The 1891-nt window shown below is 36.5% G+C and carries 2 protein-coding genes and 1 pseudogene; 2 read left to right on the forward strand and 1 reads right to left on the reverse strand.

Annotated elements, in window-relative coordinates; all coding sequences use genetic code 11:
• Positions 1 to 86: 86 nt before the first annotated feature.
• Entirely contained in the window at positions 87 to 518 is a 432-nt protein-coding gene (locus P20652_RS08450) for a hypothetical protein (RefSeq protein WP_008169091.1), read from the reverse strand.
• A gap of 240 nt (positions 519 to 758) precedes the next feature.
• On the opposite strand from P20652_RS08450, the gene xthA reads away from it, so the two are divergent.
• Together xthA and P20652_RS18195 are read left to right on the forward strand one after the other, a co-directional pair.
• Positions 759 to 1565, forward strand: coding sequence for an exodeoxyribonuclease III (gene xthA, locus P20652_RS08445; protein ID WP_008169092.1), 807 nt, complete (start codon positions 759 to 761; stop codon positions 1563 to 1565).
• A gap of 5 nt (positions 1566 to 1570) precedes the next feature.
• Positions 1571 to 1891: pseudogene (locus tag P20652_RS18195) on the forward strand (hypothetical protein); the annotation flags it as partial.

The following is a 1891-nucleotide window of genomic DNA, read 5'->3' on the forward strand; positions in this document are numbered from 1 at the left end:
CTTTGCAAACAACCTTGTAATTTTTGCAAAAAAATACCCGGTAAAAACCAGGCATTTCAAATTTACTTATATAGTTAAGCTAATAATTAGATTGCTGCGTTTTGGTAGCGTTTAACAAACTCAGTAACGTTTTGACCATTACATTTTAATGAGTTTAGGTTACCAATTTTTTGACGAACAGGTGCTAAACCTTGTTTTAAAGCCGTCATACATAATTGAGTTTCTTGCTGAGCGTCTTTTGCAAATACTTCTACTTTCTCAACTGATGCGTTGCTTAATGTCGTTTTTTTAGCAATATCGCGAATATCTTCACCATTACATAAAATGCTTTTAGAAAAACGAGATAAGTAAACGCCGTGTTGAGCAGCTTCCCTACGAGCAGCACTAAAGCCTTCGTTAGCGCTAAGCACACATAATTTAGACTCAATTTTATTATCTTGACTGAAGTAAGTATTGCTTTGTGCTGAAGCAGTTGCAGATGCTAATAAAGCAGTGGCTAAAAGTAGTTGAGTTTTCATGAGAGATCCTATTTGAACGAGCTTAACAAGTGAATTTCGCGCATTATATATTCAATAAAGTTAAGCTCAATTGAATTTTTTATTTATTTAAATAATTAATATTGTATTCACAATGTTTAAACTTTACCCATCATTTGATCAACATTTGCGCAGCTATTATCTCAATTCAGTCATGTTATGTACGCGTATTTACTGATACAATTTAATCTATTAAATAGAACCAATTTTAAGGTAAATTTTATGAAAGTGATTTCTTTCAATATCAATGGTCTGCGTGCTCGTCTTCACCAATTACAAGCAATTATCGACAAACATCAACCAGACGTTATTGGCTTGCAAGAGATTAAAGTTCACGACGAAGCATTCCCATTAGAGGATGTACAAAAAATGGGATATCACGTCTACTTTCATGGTCAAAAAGCGCATTATGGCGTAGCTATGTTATGCAAAAAAGAGCCTAAATCGGTCTTAAAAGGCTTTACTACCGATACAGAGGAATCGCAAAAACGCATGATAAGCGTCACTGTCGAGCAAGAAAACGGTCGCGACCTTACTGTCATGAATGGCTATTTCCCACAAGGTGATAATATTAATCACGAAACTAAATTTCCTTATAAACGCCAATTTTATAAAGATTTAATGACACACCTTGAAACCAACCACACACCCGATCAAGACGTCATTGTTATGGGCGATATCAACATATCGCCTACCGATTTAGATATTGGTATAGGTGATGTAAATGCTAAACGTTGGTTAAAAACGGGTAAATGTTCTTTCCAACCGGTAGAGCGTGAATGGCTTGCAACATTACTTAATTGGGGCTTTAAAGACACCTTTAGAGAACAAAACCCAGAAACAGACGATCAATATTCGTGGTTTGACTATCGCTCTAAAGGGTTTGTAGATAACCGAGGACTTCGAATAGATGTAGTACTTGCAACTAATGAGCTTACAGCACGCTGTATAGATACTGGTATTGATTACGAACTGCGCGGTATTGAAAAACCGTCAGATCATGCCCCTATATGGTCAACATTTAAGTAATTATTATGCTCAGCCTAACAATGCAGGGGCTACTTTGGGCTCTTGTAATTATTATTGCTCTATTAAGCTTTGATAAAAAACATATAAAACATTGCTTAATACGCCAGTCCGTCAAACTGGCGTTCTTGCATGTGCGTTAGTGTTTGCAGTGCTTTGGCGAATAAAAGCAGGAATTTTAACTGGCCTTGATTTACACATATTAGGCGTCACGGCTGCGACATTAATTTTAGGCTGGCGATTGACTATTTTAAGTAGCCTACTTGCCACAGCCCTACTCACTGCCTTTAGTCAAATTGAACTTGAACTGTTACCAGTACAACTGCTTA

The organism is Pseudoalteromonas sp. BSi20652 (genome assembly GCF_000239855.1).
In the GTDB taxonomy this organism is placed as follows: Bacteria; Pseudomonadota; Gammaproteobacteria; order Enterobacterales; family Alteromonadaceae; genus Pseudoalteromonas.

What these genes read in the sequence shown, in the direction of transcription:
- xthA (WP_008169092.1), top strand. Translation starts at nt 759, where the DNA reads ATGAAAGTGATTTCTTTCAATATCAATGGTCTGCGTGCTCGTCTTCAC.
- P20652_RS08450 (WP_008169091.1), bottom strand. Translation starts at nt 518, where the DNA reads ATGAAAACTCAACTACTTTTAGCCACTGCTTTATTAGCATCTGCAACT.